Annotated in this window: 19 protein-coding genes and 1 riboswitch; of the genes, 7 read left to right on the forward strand and 12 right to left on the reverse strand. The window is 68.6% G+C overall.

The features are described 5' to 3' along the window. Positions 1-103: 103 nt before the first annotated feature. A complete protein-coding gene (tyrS, locus tag AC1DYD_RS08855) occupies positions 104-1,336 on the reverse strand; it encodes a tyrosine--tRNA ligase (protein WP_478172371.1) in 1,233 nt (410 codons plus the stop codon). A 157-nt stretch (positions 1,337-1,493) separates the two neighbouring features. Here tyrS and AC1DYD_RS08860 point away from each other — a divergent pair, with 157 nt between their 5' ends. After that, positions 1,494-2,846, forward strand: a complete 1,353-nt coding sequence (locus tag AC1DYD_RS08860) for a peptidoglycan DD-metalloendopeptidase family protein (protein ID WP_478172372.1) — start codon at positions 1,494-1,496, stop codon at positions 2,844-2,846. Positions 2,847-2,885: 39 nt separating this feature from the next. Further along, positions 2,886-3,992 carry an anhydro-N-acetylmuramic acid kinase gene (locus AC1DYD_RS08865; RefSeq protein WP_478172373.1) on the forward strand — a complete coding sequence of 369 codons (1,107 nt, stop codon included), beginning with the start codon at positions 2,886-2,888 and terminating at the stop codon, positions 3,990-3,992. Between the two features lie 226 nt (positions 3,993-4,218). Here the strand turns inward: AC1DYD_RS08865 and erpA are convergent, their stop codons facing one another. From erpA to rplM, 3 genes are all read right to left on the reverse strand, one after another. Beyond that, complete coding sequence (erpA, locus tag AC1DYD_RS08870; RefSeq protein WP_478172374.1) at positions 4,219-4,590, reverse strand: iron-sulfur cluster insertion protein ErpA; 372 nt, start codon at positions 4,588-4,590, stop codon at positions 4,219-4,221. A gap of 117 nt (positions 4,591-4,707) precedes the next feature. Continuing rightward, the gene (rpsI, locus tag AC1DYD_RS08875) at positions 4,708-5,100 is read right to left on the reverse strand and encodes a 30S ribosomal protein S9 (protein WP_162569459.1); all 393 of its coding nucleotides are present in this window, start codon (positions 5,098-5,100) and stop codon (positions 4,708-4,710) included. A 12-nt stretch (positions 5,101-5,112) separates the two neighbouring features. Next, a complete protein-coding gene (gene rplM / locus AC1DYD_RS08880) occupies positions 5,113-5,544 on the reverse strand; it encodes a 50S ribosomal protein L13 (RefSeq protein ID WP_158723893.1) in 432 nt (143 codons plus the stop codon). 241 nt (positions 5,545-5,785) lie between these two features. Between rplM and AC1DYD_RS08885 the strand changes: the two genes are divergently transcribed. Next, a complete protein-coding gene (locus AC1DYD_RS08885; protein ID WP_478172375.1) occupies positions 5,786-6,736 on the forward strand; it encodes a 23S rRNA (adenine(2030)-N(6))-methyltransferase RlmJ in 951 nt (316 codons plus the stop codon). Here AC1DYD_RS08885 and AC1DYD_RS08890 read toward each other — a convergent pair. The 4 genes from AC1DYD_RS08890 to ahcY are packed head-to-tail and all read right to left on the reverse strand — an operon-like array spanning position 6,733 to position 10,439. Next, on the reverse strand, positions 6,733-7,386 hold the full coding sequence (locus AC1DYD_RS08890; protein ID WP_478172376.1) for a septal ring lytic transglycosylase RlpA family protein: 654 nt from the start codon (positions 7,384-7,386) through the stop codon (positions 6,733-6,735). The two genes, AC1DYD_RS08885 and AC1DYD_RS08890, sit on opposite strands and share 4 nt — an antisense overlap. After that, positions 7,383-8,216 carry a methylenetetrahydrofolate reductase [NAD(P)H] gene (gene metF / locus AC1DYD_RS08895; protein WP_478172377.1) on the reverse strand — a complete coding sequence of 278 codons (834 nt, stop codon included), beginning with the start codon at positions 8,214-8,216 and terminating at the stop codon, positions 7,383-7,385. Before metF ends, AC1DYD_RS08890 begins: the two co-directional genes overlap by 4 nt. Then, positions 8,194-8,991: a TlyA family RNA methyltransferase gene (locus tag AC1DYD_RS08900; protein ID WP_478172378.1), complete on the reverse strand. Its 798-nt coding sequence runs from the start codon at positions 8,989-8,991 to the stop codon at positions 8,194-8,196. The genes metF and AC1DYD_RS08900 overlap by 23 nt, the downstream gene beginning before the upstream one ends. Positions 8,992-8,999: 8 nt before the next feature. Further along, positions 9,000-10,439: an adenosylhomocysteinase gene (gene ahcY / locus AC1DYD_RS08905; protein ID WP_478172379.1), complete on the reverse strand. Its 1,440-nt coding sequence runs from the start codon at positions 10,437-10,439 to the stop codon at positions 9,000-9,002. Between the two features lie 63 nt (positions 10,440-10,502). Beyond that, positions 10,503-10,572, reverse strand: a riboswitch (S-adenosyl-L-homocysteine riboswitch). A gap of 95 nt (positions 10,573-10,667) precedes the next feature. On the opposite strand from ahcY, the gene AC1DYD_RS08910 reads away from it, so the two are divergent. From AC1DYD_RS08910 to AC1DYD_RS08920, 3 genes are all read left to right on the forward strand, one after another. Then, a complete protein-coding gene (locus AC1DYD_RS08910; protein ID WP_478172380.1) occupies positions 10,668-11,306 on the forward strand; it encodes a hypothetical protein in 639 nt (212 codons plus the stop codon). Between the two features lie 96 nt (positions 11,307-11,402). Beyond that, positions 11,403-13,028, forward strand: a complete 1,626-nt coding sequence (locus AC1DYD_RS08915; RefSeq protein WP_478172381.1) for a peptide chain release factor 3 — start codon at positions 11,403-11,405, stop codon at positions 13,026-13,028. Positions 13,029-13,114: 86 nt separating this feature from the next. Next, positions 13,115-13,903 (forward strand): HAD-IIB family hydrolase, encoded by a 789-nt coding sequence (locus tag AC1DYD_RS08920; protein WP_478172446.1) that lies wholly within the window; start codon positions 13,115-13,117, stop codon positions 13,901-13,903. On the opposite strand, the gene AC1DYD_RS08925 is transcribed toward AC1DYD_RS08920, so the two are convergent. Beyond that, complete coding sequence (locus AC1DYD_RS08925) at positions 13,890-14,747, reverse strand: DUF4399 domain-containing protein (RefSeq protein ID WP_478172382.1); 858 nt, start codon at positions 14,745-14,747, stop codon at positions 13,890-13,892. The two genes, AC1DYD_RS08920 and AC1DYD_RS08925, sit on opposite strands and share 14 nt — an antisense overlap. 88 nt (positions 14,748-14,835) lie before the next feature. Then, on the reverse strand, positions 14,836-15,054 hold the full coding sequence (locus AC1DYD_RS08930; RefSeq protein ID WP_478172383.1) for a SlyX family protein: 219 nt from the start codon (positions 15,052-15,054) through the stop codon (positions 14,836-14,838). A gap of 51 nt (positions 15,055-15,105) precedes the next feature. Between AC1DYD_RS08930 and AC1DYD_RS08935 the strand changes: the two genes are divergently transcribed. After that, positions 15,106-15,948 carry a GNAT family N-acetyltransferase gene (locus tag AC1DYD_RS08935; protein WP_478172384.1) on the forward strand — a complete coding sequence of 281 codons (843 nt, stop codon included), beginning with the start codon at positions 15,106-15,108 and terminating at the stop codon, positions 15,946-15,948. Positions 15,949-15,957: 9 nt separating this feature from the next. Here AC1DYD_RS08935 and AC1DYD_RS08940 read toward each other — a convergent pair whose 3' ends face one another. Beyond that, positions 15,958-16,914: a Bug family tripartite tricarboxylate transporter substrate binding protein gene (locus AC1DYD_RS08940; protein WP_478172385.1), complete on the reverse strand. Its 957-nt coding sequence runs from the start codon at positions 16,912-16,914 to the stop codon at positions 15,958-15,960. A gap of 107 nt (positions 16,915-17,021) precedes the next feature. Continuing rightward, the gene (locus AC1DYD_RS08945; RefSeq protein WP_478172386.1) at positions 17,022-18,068 is read right to left on the reverse strand and encodes a histone deacetylase family protein; all 1,047 of its coding nucleotides are present in this window, start codon (positions 18,066-18,068) and stop codon (positions 17,022-17,024) included. Positions 18,069-18,100 lie beyond the last annotated feature (32 nt).

Genomic DNA, 18,100 nt, shown 5'->3' on the forward strand with positions numbered 1-18,100 from the left:
AGCCCTCCCACCCCCTACCGGGGGCAACACCAGCGGACTGGCAAAGCCAGATCCGCGGTGTTTCACCAACGGGGCCGGGCTGCGCCGGCCCCTGTCCGGTCGGTCAGGTCAGGGTGACTTTGGCGAATTTGCGCTTGCCGACCTGGACGACGTAGGTGCCGGCAGGTAGCTTGAGCGCCTTGTCGCTGATCACCGTCGAGTCGACGCGGACCCCGCCGCCGTCGATCAGGCGGTTGCCCTCGGAGGTCGATGGGGCAAGACCGGCCTGCTTGAGCAACTGGGCGATGCCCAGGGGGGCGCCGGCCAGCGCGACTTCCGGGATCTCGTCGGGGACGCCGCCCTTGCTGCGGTGGATGAAATCCTGCTCGGCCGCCTCGGCCGCCGCGGCGCTGTGGAAGCGCGCCGTGATCTCCTTGGCCAGCGCGACCTTGGCATCCTTCGGATTGCGCCCCGCATCGACCTCGGCCCGGAGCGCCGCGATCTCGGCCAGCGACTTGAAGCTCAGCAGCGTGTACCAGCGCCACATGAGGGTGTCGGAGATCGACAGCACCTTGGCGAACATGGTGTTCGGATCCTCGCTGATGCCGATGTAGTTGTTCTTGCTCTTCGACATCTTCTCGACGCCATCGAGCCCCTCCAGCAGTGGCATAGTGAGTATGCACTGCGGTTCCTGGCCATATTCCTGCTGGAGATGCCGCCCGACGAGCAGATTGAACTTCTGGTCGGTGCCGCCAAGTTCGAGGTCGGACTTGAGCGCCACCGAGTCGTAGCCCTGCATCAGCGGATAGAGGAACTCGTGCACCGAGATCGACTGCCCGGCCTTGAAGCGCTTGCTGAAGTCGTCGCGTTCCATCATCCGCGCCACCGTGTACTTGGCGGCCAGCTGGATCATTCCGCGGGCGCCGAGCGGATCGCTCCACTCGGAGTTGTAACGGATCTCGGTCTTCGACGGGTCGAGTACGAGGCTCGCCTGTTTGTAGTAGGTTTGCGCGTTGGCCTCGATCTGCTCGCGGGTCAGCGGCGGCCGGGTGCTGTTGCGCCCCGACGGGTCGCCGATGGTGGTCGTGAAGTCGCCGATCAGGAAGATCACCGTATGGCCCAGGTCCTGCAGCTGGCGCATCTTGTTGAGCACCACCGTGTGGCCGATGTGGATGTCCGGCGCGGTCGGGTCCAGGCCCAGCTTGATGCGCAGCGGCGCCCCGGTGGCCTCGGAGCGCTGGAGCTTGCGCACCCACTCGTCCTGCGGGAGCAGCTCGTCAGTTCCACGGAGTGAAATTTCGAGGGCCTGTCCTACAACTTCAGACAGACTTGTGGATGTAACAAAACCGGGGTTCATTGGGCTTTTTGGCTAAATTTTGTATGGCCGAAGCTATACTCAGCCCGACTTTTCCAAGCGCCGGATTCTAAGCGGCGCTGCGACCGCACCGTCCTGCCGCCCGTCCGACACGGCCCTCGCAGTACGGATTTGCTGAACCTGAGCTGGATTTCGAAGTTTGATCAACGGCATTCTTGCCGCCGAGGAGCTGATTGCTTCGCGCGTGGCTCACACATTCCGGACCTATCCCAAGCAGATCACGGCTGCGATCGCCGCCGTGCTGCTGTTCGCCGGCGGTGGTGCCTTCGCCGTCGCCTCCCTCGGGCCCGATGCGGCCGAGCTTCCCGTCAAGCAGGTCTTCGAGGCCGTCGCCCCTTCCACCTCCTTCGCCGACCAGCTCGAAGCGTTGGACGCCCACAGCTTCACCCTGTTCCGGACCGAATTCACGCGCTCGAGCGACACCGCCGAGGCCCTGCTGCAGCGCCTCGGCCTGTCCGATCCGGCCGCGGCCGCCTTCGTGCGCGGCAATGCCGAGGCCCGGGCCGCGCTGCTGAGCCGTCCCGGCCGCACCGTGACCGCCGAAGCGACCCAGGAAAACGCACTGAAGAAGCTCAGCGCCCGCTGGATTCCCGATGGCGACGGCGGCTTCAAGCGCCTGGTGGTCGAAAAGACGCCCACCGGCTTCCGCGCCCGCACCGAAACCGACGCCTTGACGCCGGGCACCCGGCTCGCCAGCGGCATCGTGCGCACATCGCTGTTCGCCGCCACCGACGACGCTCGCATCCCCGACCCGGTGGCCAGCCAGCTGGCCGACATCTTCTCGGGCGACGTCGACTTCCGCGCCCTGCGCAAGGGCGACCGCTTCGCGGTGGTCTACGAGACGCAGGATGCCGACGGCCAGACCCTGCGCACCGGCCGCGTGCTGTCGGCCGAGTTCGAGAGCAATGGCAAGCTCTACCAGGCGCTGTGGTTCCAGCAGCCCGGCCAGAAGGGCGGCTATTACCGCCCCAACGGCGACAGCCTGCGTCGCGCCTACCTGAGCTCGCCGGTCGAGTTCTCGCGCGTGACCAGCGGCTTCGCGATGCGCATGCACCCGATCCTGAACAGCTGGCGCCAGCACCACGGCATCGATTTCGCGGCCCCGACCGGCACGCCGGTGCGCGCGGTCGGCGACGGCACGGTCGAGTTCGCCGGCACGCAGAACGGCTACGGCAACATCGTGGTCCTGAAGCACCGCAACAACCAGGAAACCGCCTACGCCCACCTGAGCCGGGTCGACGTCAGGGCCGGCCAGAGCATCAGCCAGAGCCAGACGCTCGGCGCCGTCGGTTCGACCGGCTGGGCCACAGGCCCGCACCTGCATTTCGAGTTCCGGGTCAATGGCGAGTACCACGACCCGGCCACGATCGCCCAGCAGGACGGCGGCGTTCCGATCACCGCGGCCTCCCGCCCGGCCTTCGAGCGCCTCGCGCTCGCCACCCGAAACGAGCTGTCGGCCGCCTTCTCGGTGGTCCAGGCCAGCGCCGACTGACGAACGGCCGACAGGCCCCGCTCCCAACACCCCGAACCCATGGCTGAACTGTTCATCGGCCTGATGTCGGGCACCTCGCTGGACGGCGTCGATGGCGTGCTGGCGGATTTCTCGAACGGCGGCATCGCCGTGCAGGGTTACGCGGCCGCCCCCTTCCCGATGAGCCTGCGCGCCGAGCTGATGGCGCTCAACACCGCGGGCAGCAACGAACTGCATCGGGCCGCGCTGGCCGGCAACGGACTGGCCCGCGTGTACGCCCGGGTGGCGCAGCAGTTGCTGGACGACGCCGGACTGGCGCCCGATGCCATCGCCGCCATCGGCGCCCATGGCCAGACCGTCCGGCACCGGCCCGGCGAATTCGACGAGGTCGGCTACACCCTGCAGATCAACAACCCCTCGCTGCTCGCCGAACTGACCGGCATCCGGGTGGTCGCCGACTTTCGCAGCCGCGACCTGGCCGCGGGTGGCCAGGGCGCTCCGCTGGTGCCGGCCTTCCACCGGGCCCTGTTCGCCCGCGACGACCGGGCGGTGGCGGTCCTGAACATCGGCGGCATCTCCAACCTGAGCATCCTGCCGGCCGGCACCGGCACCGTGCTGGGCTTCGACTGCGGGCCGGGCAACGCCCTCATCGATCACTGGAGCCAGACGCACAACGGCCAGCCCTTCGACGCCGCAGGCCAGTGGGCCGCGGGTGGCCGGGTGCTCCCCGACCTGCTTTCGCGCATGCTCGCGGAGGCCTATTTCGCCAAGGCGCCGCCGAAGAGCACGGGCCGCGACCTGTTTCATCCGAACTGGCTGGCCGCCCACCTCGGCACGTCGACAGCAAGCCCGGTCGACGTCCAGGCCACCCTGACCGAACTGACCGCCCGCACCTGCGCGATGGACCTGCTACGCCATGGCGCCGACAGCCAGACGCTGATCGTCTGCGGCGGCGGCGCCCTCAATCTGCATCTGCTGGCGCGCTTGCGCGCGCTGTTGCCGGCCATCGAAGTGGTGTCCTCGGCGGAGCGCGGCCTGCCGCCGCAGGAGGTCGAGGCGGCGGCCTTCGCCTGGCTGGCGCGCGCCACGCTGAATGGCGAAGCCGGCAATCTCGCCAGCGTCACGGGCGCCCGCGGCGCCCGCGTGCTCGGCGCCATCTACCCCTGAATTTGGCTCGCCCCCAGGTTGCCCGCACTTCGTGTCGGGCGCCCACCCCCTACCGGGGGCAACACCGGCGGCCCGGCGGAGCCGGTTCCGCGGTGTTTCACCGGCGGGCCTGGCTGCGCCGGCCGAAGTCCCAGGGTTTGTCGGCTGCGCGCGGGCAATCGATCAGAGGGCGGGCAGCAAAAAGCCGCCCGGAGGCGGCTTCGTGGAGGCACGCGCCTGAAGGACGTCAGGCCGAGAAGCTCGAACCGCAGCCGCAGGTGCTGGTCGCGTTCGGGTTCTTGATCACGAACTGGGCGCCCTGGAGGTCTTCCTTGTAATCGATCTCGGCGCCGACCAGGTACTGGTAGCTCATGGCGTCGATCAGCAGCGAGACACCGTTCTTGGTCATGGTGGTGTCGTCTTCGTTGGTGATCTCGTCGAAGGTGAAGCCGTACTGGAAGCCGGAGCAGCCGCCACCCTGCACGAACACGCGCAGCTTGAGATCGGGGTTGCCCTCTTCGGCGATCAGGTCGGCGACCTTGGCGGCCGCGCTGTCGGTGAAGACGATCGGCTCGGGCATCATGGCCGGGGTCTGGAGGGTTTCTGCAACGGCGCTCATTGTGAGGGGACTCCTGTGGGGCCGAACAATGCGGCCGATCGACGAATGCTACTTCAATCAACAAAAAACCGCCCGAGGGCGGTTTCTTGACATTGCGAGCGGTAAGCCCAAAGCGCTTTAGCGCTTCGAGAACTGCTTGCGGCGGCGTGCGGAATGCAGACCGACCTTCTTGCGCTCGACTTCACGCGCATCGCGCGTCACGAAGCCGGCCTGGCTCAGCACCGGCTTGAGCGTCGCGTCGTAGTCGATCAGGGCACGGGTGATGCCGTGGCGCGCCGCGCCGGCCTGACCCGATTCACCGCCGCCAGCGACGTTGATCATGATGTCGAAAGCTTCGACGTTGTTCGTCAAAAACAGCGGCTGCTTGGCGATCATGATGGAGGTTTCCCGGCCGAAATAAGCCTGGATGTCCTTGCCATTGACCGTGATCTTGCCGGTGCCCTTTTTCATGAACACGCGGGCGACGCTCGATTTGCGACGGCCGGTGCCATTGTTCCATTCACCAATCATTCTCAAGGCTCCTTACAGTTCCAGCACTTTGGGCTGTTGGGCGGTATGCGGGTGCTCTGCACCACCGTACACCTTGAGTTTCTTGATCATCGCATAGCCGAGCGGGCCCTTGGGCAGCATGCCCTTGACGGCTTTTTCCAGGGCACGGCCCGGGAACTTGGCTTGCATGTCGCGGAAGTTGGTGGCACTGATGCCGCCCGGGTAGCCCGAGTGACGGTAGTACACCTTGTCGATCGGCTTGGCGCCGGTGACACGCAGCTGGGCTGCGTTGATGATGACGATGAAGTCACCGGTATCGACGTGAGGCGTGTAAATGGCCTTGTGTTTGCCGCGCAAACGGAGAGCAACTTCGCTGGCTACTCGTCCGAGGACCTTGTCGGTCGCGTCAATCACAAACCACTCGTGCGTCACGTCAGCGGGCTTGGCGCTGAACGTTTTGGTCATGAGTTTCTCTTTCGAGGGTTTGGCGGGCCCCACGTGAGCCCGCGAACGTCTGGCCCTTTTCCACGGTCGGCGTTCCTCTGGCGGGAATCTCTTAGGTGGTGGTCTGACCCCCGCCGAAGCGGGCATCGTTCTTCGCCGCGGGGCCACAAAAGCGCTGCGAAGCCCTCCATTATACGAAGAAAGGCGCCTGCGCCGCAATCCGGCGCCCTTTTCGGGGCGAGGGGCCGTTACCATCGGGGGCATGTTCAGCTACCGCCACGCCTTCCACGCCGGCAACCACGCCGACGTGCTCAAGCACACGGTGCTGATTGCCACGCTCGAGCACCTGCTCGAGAAAGACACCGCCCTCACCGTGGTCGACACCCATGCCGGCGCCGGCCTCTACCGGCTCGACGGCGACTACGCCGGCACCAGCGGCGAGGCGGCAGAGGGCATCCTGCGCCTGCTGGCGCCCCCGAAGGCAGCCCCGGCGGCCGCGCCGGGAGGCGGCAGCCCCCCCAAATCCGCCGCCACGGCACCCGAGGCGCCACTGGCCGACGCCCTCGCCCGCTACCTCCAGGTGGTCGGCGACTTCAACCCCAAGGGCGGCGCCAAGATCTATCCGGGCTCGCCCTTCATCGTGCACCACCTGCTGCGCGAGCACGACAAGCTCAAGCTGTTCGAGCTGCATCCGACCGACGCCCGGACCCTCGACGCCAACATCGCCCAGCTCGAGGCCGGCCGCCAGATCGCGGTGCTGCGCGACGACGGCTTCGGCAGTGCCACCAAGTTCCTGCCGCCGCCCTCGCGCCGCGCGCTGGTGCTATGCGACCCGAGCTACGAGATCAAGAGCGACTACGCCCGGGTGCTGGACTTCGTGGCCGAGGCGCTCAAGCGCTTTGCCACCGGCACCTACGCCGTCTGGTACCCGATCATCCCGCGGCCGGAGGCGCACGACCTGCCGCGCCGGCTCAAGACGATGGCGACCAAGGCCGGCAAGTCGTGGCTGCACGCCACGCTGACGGTCAAGTCGAGCAAGATCACGACCGATGCCACGGGCGCCACGCACCGGCCGGGGCTGCCGGCCAGCGGCATGTTCCTGATCAACCCGCCCTACACGCTCAAACCGCTGCTGGCGGCCGCCCTGCCGCAGATGGCCTTGCGCCTGGCGCAGGACCGCAACGCCACTTTCTCGCTCGACAGCGGAGGCTAGCGGCGCTTGCGCGGCGTGACCTTCGGGGTGGGCTTCTGCGCCGCCTCCGGCGCTGCCTGAGGCGGGGTCTCGGCCGGGCCCGCCTCGCTTCCGCCGCAGCGATCGGTCTCGTTGTCGACGACCGATAGCGCCACCGTCTTGATCCCCATGCCGAGCATGCCGATCGCTTCGGCCGCGGCCCGGCTCAGGTCGATCACGCGGCCCGAGGAATAGGGCCCGCGGTCGTTGATGCGCACCAGCACCTCGCGGCCGTTGACCAGGCTGCGCACGCAGACGCGGGTGTTGAAGGCCAGCGTCTTGTGGGCCGCCGTGAGGGCCGTCATGTCGAAGCGCTCGCCGCTCGCGGTCTTGCGCTGATGGAACTGGATGCCGTACCAGGAGGCGCCGCCGCGCTCGAAGACTTCGCGACCTTGGTCACCGGGAAATCCGTCGTCCGGCTCGCCGGTGCCCGACGCCGCGAGGTCGTAGCGCACCGAAGGCACCGCGGAGCGCGGCGGCGCGCCGGGCGGCAGGGCCGGCTGCTTCGCCAGCGGGCGCAAGCGCCCCTGCGGGACATCGCCGGCCGCTTGGCCCTGCGAGGGCGGCTGCACCGAGCAGGCCGCGAGCAGCCCGGCCGCGAGCAACGCCGCGAGGCCGCCGCGCAATGTCATGCAGCCCAACCCAGCCGCTGCAGCACACCGAGCGTGGCCACCGACTGGTTCATCGTGTAGAAATGCAGCGCCGGTGCGCCGGCCGCGCTGAGCCGATCGCAGAGGGCCGCAACGACGTCGAGACCAAAGGCCTTGATCGAGGCCGTGTCGTCGCCGAAGCTCTGCAGCCGCAAGCGGATCCAGCGCGGGATCTCCGCCCCGCACGCATCCGAGAAACGCATCAGCTGGGTGGAACTGGTGATCGGCATGATGCCCGGCACGATCGGCGTGTCGAGCCCCAGCGCGCGGGCATCGTCGACGAAGCGCCAGTAGGCCTCGGGGCTGAAGAAGTACTGCGTGATGGCCGAGTCGGCGCCGGCCCGCACCTTGGTCGCGAAGGCCTGCAGGTCGGCTTCGGGCGAACGGGCCTGCGGATGCACCTCGGGGTAGCAGGCGACCTCGATGTGGAAGTCGCGGCCGGTCTCCTCGCGGATGAAGGCCACGAGATCGCTCGCATAGTGGAATTCGCCGCCCAGGCCGTAGCCGCTCGGCAAGTCGCCGCGCAGGGCGACCAGGCGCTTGACGCCCATCGCCTTGAGTTCGGCCAGTTGCGCGCGAACGGTGGCCTTGGTGGCGCCGATGCAGGAAAAATGGCAGGCCGCGGCCACGCCTTCGGACAGGATCTCGCGCACCGCGCCGAAGGTGCCATCGTGCGTCGAGCCGCCGGCGCCGTAGGTCACGGAGCAGAACTCGGGCTCCTGTGCATAGAGCTGCTGGCGCACGGCACGCAGCTTGACGGCACCTTCGGGCGTCTTGGTCGGAAAGAACTCAAAGCTGAGCGGTAGGCGCACGGCCGGCTCCTGGTTCGCCGTCCGCTCGGACGGCATGAATGAAAAACTCGCGGTTGCCGTCGCCGCCGGCGATCGGGCTGTCGAGCCAATGCACGACGCGCAGCTGCAATGCCGCGCAGGCATCGCGCAGTCGCTGCTCGACCACGGCGTAGAGCGCCGGATCGCGCACGATGCCGCCCTTGCCGACCTGCCCCGGTTGCAGCTCGAACTGCGGCTTGACCAGCATCAGCAGCTCGCCCTGCGGCTGCAGCAGCGGCACCAGCGCGGGCAGCACCAGCGTCAGCGAGATGAAGGACAGGTCGCCGACGATCAGGCCGAAGTCCGCGTCCTCGGGCGACTCGGCGCTCCAGGCCGCGGCGTCGAGCGTGCGGGCGTTGACGCCTTCGATCGCGGTCACGCGCGCATCGTCCCGCACCCGCGCGTGCAACTGGCCATGGCCGACGTCGACGCCCACCACGTGCGCGGCGCCCTGCTGCAGCAGGCAGTCGGTGAAGCCGCCGGTCGACTGGCCGACGTCGAGGCAGCGCCGGCCGCGCGGGTCGATGCCGGTCGCGGCCAGCGCGCCCTCGAGCTTGAGCCCGCCGCGCGAGACGTAGCGCGCCTCCGCGGCATCGAGCAACTCGAGCTCGGCGCCCTCGGGGATCTCGTCGCGGTTCTTGCCCACGACGCGCCAGTCGGCGCCGTCGCGCCAGCGCAGGCCGCCCGCGATCAGCCGCACGGCCTGCGAGCGGGATGCGGCCAGGCCGCGTTCGACGAGCAATTGATCGGCGCGCAAAGCGCTCCTCAATAGCGGTAGGTGTCCGGCTTGTAAGGGCCGTTCTTGTCGACGCCGATGTAGGCGGCCTGCGTGTCGGTCAGCGTGGTCAGCATGGCGCCGACCTTCTTCAGGTGCAGGCGCGCGACCTTCTCGTCGAGGTGCTTGGGCAGCACGTAGACACGGCCGGCCTGGTAGGCATCGGGCTTGGTGAAGAGCTCGATCTGGGCGATGGTCTGGTTCGCGAACGAGGACGACATCACGAAGCTCGGGTGGCCCGTGCCGCAGCCCAGGTTCACGAGGCGGCCCTTGGCCAGCAGGATGATCTTCTTGCCATCGGGGAAGGTGATGTGGTCGACCTGCGGCTTGATCTCTTCCCACTCGTACTTCTCGATCGAGGCGACGTCGATCTCGTTGTCGAAGTGGCCGATGTTGCAGACGATCGCCTGGTCCTTCATGGCGGCCATGTGCTCGTGGCGGATCACGTCGCGGTTGCCGGTGGTGGTGACGAAGATGTCGGCCTTGTCGGCGGCGTACTCCATGGTCACGACCTTGTAGCCTTCCATCGCGGCCTGCAGGGCGTTGATCGGGTCGATCTCGGTCACCCAGACCTGGGCGCTCAGGGCGCGCAGGGCCTGGGCCGAGCCCTTGCCGACGTCGCCGTAGCCGGCCACGCAGGCGACCTTGCCGGCGATCATCACGTCGGTGGCGCGCTTGATGCCGTCGACCAGCGATTCGCGGCAACCGTAGAGGTTGTCGAACTTGCTCTTGGTGACCGAGTCGTTGACGTTGATGGCGCGGAACTGCAGCGTGCCCTTGGCCGACATCTCGTTCAGGCGGTGCACGCCGGTGGTGGTCTCTTCGGTCACGCCGATGATCTGGGCCGACTTGCGGCTGTACCAGGTGGCATCGACCGCCAGCTTGGCCTTGATCGCGGCGAACAGGATGCGCTCCTCTTCGCTGGTCGGGTTGGCCAGCACGCCCAGGTCCTTCTCGGCCTTCTGGCCCAGATGCATCAGCATCGTGGCGTCGCCGCCGTCGTCGAGGATCATGTTCGGGCCTTCGTCCTTCGCGCCCTTGGGGCCGAATTCGAAGATGGCGTGGGTGTAGTCCCAGTAGTCGGTCAGCGACTCGCCCTTGATCGCGAACACCGGCGTGCCGCTGGCGGCGATGGCGGCGGCGGCGTGGTCCTGGGTCGAGAAGATGTTGCACGAGGCCCAGCGCACGGTGGCGCCGAGCGCCTGCAGCGTCTCGATCAGCACCGCGGTCTGGATCGTCATGTGCAGCGAGCCGGTGATGCGCGCGCCCTTCAGGGCCTGGCCCTTGGCAAACTCCTCGCGGATCGCCATCAGCCCGGGCATCTCGGTTTCGGCGATCCGGATTTCCTTGCGGCCCCAGGCGGCCAGGGACAGGTCGGCGATCGCCTGGTCGGCGGTCGAAACGGGGGACGGTTTGAGAACAGCGCTCATGTTGGCTCCAAAGCAGGTTTGACAGTGGCCACTGCGTTCGGGGAAGAGACTCACCGCGAGAACAGCGGGTGAGCGTGGTTGCGATGATGGTCCGAGCCTCACGCCTGTCGGCGCTGCAACGCTCCTCGGAACGGGGCATTTTAGCGCGTCGCGCGGCCGGCCCGCCAGCAGGGTCCGGCGGATCGCCCTAGACTGCCCTTCCCATCACCGCCGCACCGCATCCCCGCCATGCCCAAAGCCAGAATCCTCGCCCTTTCACTCGCGGCGGCCACGTCGGTCGCGCTGTCCTCCGGCGCCGCGGCACAAGCCGATGCGCCGCCGGTACGCGTGCGTGGCGTCATCGCGCATGTCGATGCCGATTCGCTGACCGTGAAGGACCGCAGCGGCGAAGTCGTCACGATGGCGCGCCCCACCGACATGCGGGTCACCGAAGTACGGCCGATCAGCCTCAGCGACATCAAGCCCCACAGCTTCATCGGCGCCGGCGCGACGCCGCAGCCCGACGGCAGCCAGCGCGCGGTGGAAGTCCATGTGTTTCCGGAGGCCATGCGCGGCACCGGCGAGGGCTTCCGTGCCTGGGACACGGTGCCCAACGGCACGATGACCAACGCCACCGTCGCCACGCTCGCGGCGGCGCCTGCGTCGACGCCCGGCGGACGGAAGATCGTGCTCAGGTACAAGGGCGGCGAACAGACCTTGATCGTTCCGCGCGGCACGCCGATCGTCGCCTTCAACCCGGCGCAGGACGACCAGGCGGCGCTGGTGGTTCAGGGCGCCCAGGTCGTGGTCACGGCCCGGGTCAAGGACGGCAAGCCGACCGCCTCGAGCGTGCTGGTGGGCCGCAACGGCTTCACGCCGCCGATGTGAATCGAAGGGGCCGGCCGGCACGGCGGCGGCACGGCCGGTAAAATTGCGGGCTTTGCTTCCAGCAGCCCGCGCCCGTGAGCGCGCACCGCGTTCACCATGAACTTCGCCTCCGAAACCAAACGCCGCCGCACTTTCGCGATCATCTCCCACCCCGACGCCGGCAAGACCACGCTGACCGAGAAGCTGCTGCTGTTCTCGGGCGCGATCCAGATCGCCGGCTCGGTGAAGGCGCGCAAGGCCTCGCGCCACGCCACCTCCGACTGGATGGAGATCGAGAAGCAGCGCGGCATCTCGGTCGCCTCGTCGGTGATGCAGATGGTCTACCGCGACCACGTCATCAACCTGCTCGACACGCCCGGCCACAAGGACTTCTCCGAAGACACCTACCGCGTGCTCACGGCGGTCGACTCGGCGCTGATGGTGATCGATGCCGCCAACGGCGTCGAGGCCCAGACCCGGCGGCTGATCGAGGTCTGCCGGCAGCGCGACACGCCGATCATCACCTTCGTCAACAAGATGGACCGCGAGGTGCGCGAGCCGCTCGAGCTGCTCGACGAGATCGAGCGCGAGCTCGGCATGCCCTGCGTGCCGATGACCTGGCCGGTCGGCCAGGGCAAGACCTTCGGCGGCATCATCAACCTGCGCACGCAGGCGATGACGGTGTTCGAGTCGGGCCAGGAGAAGCTGCCACAGGACTTCGAGACCATCCCGCTGACCAACCGCGAGGCGCTGAACAAGCGCTTCGGCCGCGAGTTCGACCACGCGATGGAGAGCATGGAACTGGCCACCGGCGCCTCGCCGAGCTGGGACCGCGAGGCCTTCCTGTCCGGCAAGCAGACGCCGGTGTTCTTCGGCTCCGGCGTCAACAATTTCGGCGTGATGGAAGTGCTCGACGCGCTGGTCGACCTGGCACCGCCGCCGCAGCCGCGCACCAGCACCACGATGGTCAACCGGCAGCCGGTGGTGCGCGAAATCCAGCCCGAGGACAAGGACTTCGCCGGCGTGGTGTTCAAGGTGCAGGCCAACATGGATGCCAACCACCGCGACCGCATCGCCTTCGTGCGCATGGCCTCGGGGCGCTACACGCCGGGCATGAAGCTGCGCGTGCAGCGGACCGCGAAAGAGCTGCGGCCGACCAGCGTCGTGACCTTCATGAGCCAGCGGCGCGAGGCGGTCGAGGAAGCCTATGCCGGCGACATCGTCGGCTTCACGACCCACGGCGGCGTGCAGCTCGGCGACACCATCACCGATGGTGCCTCGCTGCAGTTCACCGGCCTGCCCTTCTTCGCGCCCGAGCTCTTCATGACCGTGATCCTGAAGAATCCGCTGCGCACCAAGCAGCTGCAGCAGGGCCTGGCCCAGCTCGGCGAAGAAGGCGCGATCCAGGTGTTCCGGCCCGAGGTCGGCGGCCCGATGCTGCTCGGCGCGGTCGGGCAGCTGCAATTCGAAGTGGTGCAGCATCGGCTCAAGACCGAGTACGACGCCGACATCCGGCTCGAGGGCTGCCAATACACCGGCGCGCGCTGGATCACGGCCGACACGCCGGCCGAATTGCGGTCCTTCGTCGATGCCTATCCGCAGCGCATGGCACTCGACGCCGCCAACACGCTGGCCTACCTGTGCACCTCGCCCTACGACGTGCGGCTGGCGCAGGAGCGCTTCCCGAAGATCCACTTCCATCCGCTGCGCGAGCATGCGGGGCTGTCGCTTCAGACGTCCTGATGTCCGCCCCCACGCTCGGCACTGACGTGTCCTCGCTGCCCCCCGAGGGGGCGCAGCCGCCCTTGGGGCGGCCCGGCGGCCAGCTGATGCAGGCCCTGACCGAGTGGCCGCCGGCGGCGCGGCGCGCGCTGGTCGGCGTCTTCACCGACATCGACGACACGCTGACGACCGAGGGCGCGATCAGCGCCGATGCGCTCGCGGGTCTCGCCGACCTTCGAGCCGCGGGCTTGCATCGCGTGGCGATCACGGGGCGCCCGGTCGGCTGGAGCGAGCCCTTCGCCAGCGTCTGGCCGGTGGACGCCATCGTGGCCGAGAACGGCGCCGTCGCGCTGCTGCCCTTGCCCGGTGGCGCGATCGAGAAGCGCTACCAGCAGGACGCGTCCACGCGCGCACGCAACTTCGCCCGCATGCAGGCCGTGCTGGACCGCATCGAGCGCGAGATCCCCGGCGCCCGGCGCGCCACCGACTCGGCGGGCCGCGAGTGCGACATCGCGATCGACCACAGCGAATTCACGCGGCTCGACGACGCGCAGATCGCCGCCGTGGCCGCCCTGATGCGCAGCGAGGGCATGCACGCCACCGTCAGCAGCATCCACGTCAACGGCTGGTACGGCGAGCACGACAAGCTCGAGGGCGCGCGCTGGATCGTGCGCGCGCTGTGGGGCCGCCGGCTCGACGACGAGATGCCGCGCTGGGCCTATGTCGGCGACTCGACCAACGATGCGCTGATGTTCGAGCATTTCGAGCACAGCATCGGCGTCGCCAATGTCCGCCGCTTCGAGGCCGCCCTGTCCCACCTGCCGCGCTATGTCACGCAGCAGGAGCGCGGCGCCGGCTTCGCCGAGGTGGCGGCCGCGGTGCTCAGGGCACGGTGAAGGCGACCGGCCTGGCGCGGGCGACCACGTTGCCGGCCGCGGTGTTGCTCATCAGTTCGAGCCGCGCGTTGTAGCTGCCCTTGGGCGGATGGAGCCACAGCTCGGTCTGGCCGCCATCGAGTTCGATCACCTCGGTCTTCTGGCCCTGGCGCTCCAGCACCAGGCGGAAGTGGCCGGTGTCCGGCACCTTGGGCGCGGCGCTCGAGATGTTCAGGCCGCTGGCGTGGAACTGCACGCGCAACGGCAGTTGCACCGTGCTCCGGTCCGCGGGGCTCAGCAGTTCGATGCGCGGCGTCCCAAGCAGGACGGCCGGCGTGATGCCCTTGCTCTGCTTGCTGACCGTGAACTTGAGCGGCTTGCTATAGACGAAATAGGGAATGTGGCCCTGGTCGGCCAGCACCAGCCGCATCGTGTAGCTGCCCGGCGGCAGATCGACCACGGTCTCCATCTGGCCCTTGCCGAAGTGGATGTAGTGCTCGGTGAAAGGCAGCGGCTTGGTGAAATCGAGCGGCAGCGGCTGGTCGATCAGCAGATGGTGGTGGCCCGCCGTGCCCGCGGACCTGCCGGCCGGCACGATGCCACGCATCGAGAGACCGAATCGCGCCACGAACGGAGCCTCCAGCGTGCTGCCGTCCTTGAGGTTGGTGAAGTAGGCCTCGGGCGACCAATTGGGCGGCGGGACCACCCAGGGGTGGACCGCCAGGGCCGTGCCGTCGGCCGGCGCGGCGGCGGAGGCCGGCGGCGCATCGGACGCCTGGGCGCCGGCGCCACCCGCCCCTAGCAGCAGCGCGGCAGCCGCCGCCACGCCCGCGGCCCGCCTTCGGTGACGCTCTGGATGTCGCATTCCCCACTCCTTCAGTGCTTTGTTCAATTGTGTTTCAGGACGTACAGCGACGAGGATGGCATGAATGGCGGCGGCGTGAAATAGGTCTTCAGTAGTGCGGCGGCAAGTCGTCGCGCAGGCTGCGCGCCCCTCCTGCGCCCGGATCGGGGCTTTGCTGGCGCAGTTGCGCGACCTGGCGCAGCAGGCTGTCGATCTGCTCCTGCTGGCGGTAGATGGTCAGGTTCAGCTGGTCCAGCAGGTCTTCGGTGAAGCTCGCCTTGATCTCGAGGTCGGTCAGCCGGCGTTGCGTGTCTTGCGAGGTGTCCATGGGGCGCTATTGGACAGGAAGCCGACGCGCGCATCGGCCAGAATGCCGCGCATGGACCTCGCGATTCGCCCGCTCGACCTCGACCAGATGCCGCTCGTGACCGAGATGGCCGCCCGCGAAGGCTGGAACCCCGGCCTGCACGACGCCGCCTGCTTCCACGCCGCGGACCCCGGCGGGTTCCTGGTCGCCGAGCATCGCGGGGAGGCGGTGGGCTGCATCAGCGCAGTGTCGTATGCGGGTCGCTTCGGCTTCATCGGCCTCTACATCGTGGCGCCGGCCTGGCGCGGCCGGGGCTTCGGCATCCGCCTCTGGCGCGCGGGCATGGCGCGGCTCGCTGGCCAGGTGGTCGGACTCGACGGCGTGCCCGCACAGCAGGACAACTACCGCCGCAGCGGCTTCGAACTGGCCTGGAACAACGCCCGCTTCGCTGGCGTGGCCCGCGGCGGCAGCGCCACGCCGCCGCAGGTCGCCCCGCTGGCCAGCGTCGACGACGCCCTGCTGCAGGCCGACGACCGCCGCGTGTTCCCGGCAGCGCGCGAAGCCTTCCTGCGCGCCTGGATCCGCGTGCCCGATGCGATCGGCCTGGCCTGGCTCGACGGCGGCCGGCTTGCGGGATGGGGTCTGATCCGGCGCTGCCGCGAGGGCCACAAGATCGCGCCACTGGTCGCGGACGACCCGAAGGTCGCACACGCCCTCTTCGTGGCCTTGTGCGCGGCGGTGCCGGCAGGCGACGCGGTCTACCTCGACGTCCCGCTGCCGAACGCCGAGGCAGTGGCCATGGCGCAGGCCGCGGGAATGCGCAGCGTGTTCGAGACCGCGCGCATGTACGCCGGCGCTGCGCCGGCCTGCGAGTTGCAGCGGGTCTACGGGCTCACGAGCTTCGAGCTCGGGTAGCCCGCCCGCTCATTGCGGCTTGCCCAGCCCGAGCTTTTCGATCAGCGCCTTCTCGCGAGTGAAGGTGGTCTGCGCGAACTTCGCGTAGTCGGCCGAGCTCATGTAGATCGGCAGCATGTCGTAGCGGCCCAGCGCGGCCACATAGCTGGGCTCTTCCATGGCTTGCTTGAAAGCGTCGTGCAGCTTCTTCACGACCGCGGGCGGCGTGCCCTTGGGCGCGCCGATGCCGAAGGGCGAGTTCTGCACGATGTCGATGCCCAGTTCCTTCAGCGTCGGCGCGTCGGGGAACTTGGCCAGCCGCTTCTCGCCCCAGGTGTTGAGCACCCGCAGCTTGCCGGACTCCACCAGCGGCGCGAAGCCTGTCGAATCGGCGATCGCCATCAGGTGGTTGCCGAGCACCGCCTGCGCCAGGTCGGCACTGCCCTTGTAGGGCACGTGCTGCAACTGGATGCCGAGCTGCTGCGCCACCAGTTCGGTGGTCAGGTGCGGGCTGGTGAGATTGCCGGTCGAGCCGTAGGTCAGCTTGCCCGGATTGGCCTTGGCATAGGCGACGAAATCGTTCCAGGTCTTGAAGGGGCTGTCGGCCGGCACCGCGATGCCGAAGGCGTAGCCGGTGACGTTGATCACGTAGCTGATGTCCTTGACCGGATCCCAGTTGATCTTGGTCGTGTAGGGCAGGCGGAACACGCCGAGCGGGATCTGGCCGATGGTGTAGCCGTCGGCCGGCGCGGTCTGCAGCGCTTGCGCGGGCAGCGTGCCGCCGGCGCCCGGCTTGTTGTCGACCACGATCGGCTGGCCGAGGATCTTGGAGGCGTTGTCGGCCAGCTGCCGCATCGTGATGTCGGTCGGGCCGCCGGCCGGGAAGGCGACGATCAGCTTGATCGGCCGGGTCGGGAAGGTCTGGGCGTGGACCGCGGTGGCGGCCACGCCGAGCAGCGCGGCACACAGGAGGGAACGACGAAACATGGGAAGCACTCCGGAACGGATTCGAATGGCCGCATTGGGCCGCAGGGACTTTCGCGGGGCAAGCGGGTATCTCCCCGGTCGAGTCGCCGGTGCGTCAGCGCGCTCCCTCAGCCGGCCTGCTGCATGAAGCCGTCGAGCACGTTGACCGCATTGGCGCCGACCTCGGCCACCGCGTAGCCGCCCTCGAAGACGAACACTGTGGGCCATCCGGCGCGGGCAAGGTCCTCGCCGATCCGCAGGTAGTCGGGCGTGGCGAGCGTGAAGCCGGCGATCGGATCGCCCGCGAAGGTGTCGAGCCCGAGCGAGACCACCAGTGCGCCGGGCCTGAAGTCCGCAATGCCCCGCAGCGCGGTCGCCAGCGCTTCGCGCCAGAGCGGGAAGCCGCTGCCGCGCGCCAGCGGCAGGTTGTGGTTGAAGCCCAGGCCCTCTCCCGTGCCGCGCTCGTCGGCATAACCGAGGTAGTACGGGTACTCGGTGTGCGGATCGCCATGCAGGCTGGTGAACTGGACGTCGGCGCGTTCGTAGAAGATGGCCTGCGTGCCGTTGCCGTGGTGATAGTCGATGTCGAGCACGGCGACGCGGTCGATGCCGGCATCGCGCAGGCTCTGTGCGGCGATCGCCGCGTTGTTGAGGAAACAGTAGCCGCCGAAGAAGTCAGTGCCCGCGTGATGGCCCGGCGGGCGCGTGAGCGCGAAGGCGGCACGCTCGCCTTGCAGCACGCGTGCCGCGGCGGTCAATGCGCAGCAGGCGCCCGCGCGCGCCGCGGTCCAGGTGCCCGCGGTCAGCGGCGTGCCGGCGTCGTACGAGAACAGGCCCATGCGCGCGGGAAAGCTCGCGGGCAGCACGTCGGAGCGGAAGGTACGGATCGGCCAGTACGAAGGCAGCGCGTCGCGTGTGGCGTTGGCCGGGTCGAGTGCGACCCATTCGTCCCATGCCGTCGACAGGAAATCGAGGTAGCGCGGCGCATGGACGCGCGCGATCGCGGCGTCGTCGAAGGCCTCAGGCGCTTCGATCGCGCCGAGCCTGCGCTGCTTGAGTTCCTGCAGGACATAGTCGGCACGCGCAGGGACCTCGAAGCAAGGCACGAGTTCGCCGCGGAACATCTCGACCTTGCCGTGGTGCAGGGCGTGGCGGTCGTTGTAGATCGTGAGCATGGCGCTAGGGTAACGCGGAAGAGCGTGGGGGC

This window comes from Variovorax sp. P4_B11 (assembly GCF_056402355.1).